Source organism: Pseudomonas sp. 30_B (assembly GCF_017491605.1).
In the GTDB taxonomy this organism is placed as follows: Bacteria; Pseudomonadota; Gammaproteobacteria; order Pseudomonadales; family Pseudomonadaceae; genus Pseudomonas.
In genome coordinates this window covers 1-469 of sequence record NZ_JAFGYY010000280.1, presented here as the reverse complement: position 1 = coordinate 469, position 469 = coordinate 1, and the positions used below count along the sequence as shown (strand labels likewise).

General features: G+C 70.6%; 1 pseudogene. It reads left to right on the top strand.

Features of this window, described 5'->3' with window-relative positions:
- Nucleotides 1-469 (top strand): annotated as a pseudogene (locus tag J5M67_RS28285) (chemotaxis protein); the annotation flags it as partial.

Here is a 469-nt window from a genome sequence, read left to right as displayed (position 1 = left end):
CACCTGCCCGCTCGAGGCTGATGCCGCCTGCCTGCTGGAGCCATACGTCGATACGGTCAATGACGCGCCGGTCCTGATGACCAGCATCGCGTTGCCGCTGCGCGAGCAGGGCCGGGTGATCGGCGTGATCGGGATCGACATCAGCCTCGCCACGCTGCAGAGCTTCGCCGAGGGTGCCAGCCGTCAGCTGTACGACGGACAGGCAGACGTCGCCATCGTCAGCCTGGCGGGACTCATGGCCGCCAACAGCCGGGACGCGGCCACGCTTGGCGAACCGGTCGAGCGCGCCTATCCCGATCAGGCCGCCCTGTTCAAGCAGGGCCTCGCCTCCGGCCGGGCGCTCCCCGCCTCGCAGGGTGAGACGTTCGGCGTGTTCGAGCCCATCGTGCCGATTCCCGGCGCGCAGCCGTGGGGCATCGCGATTCAGGCGCCGACCGAGGTGGTGCTGGCGCGTGCCGAGGCGCTGGAG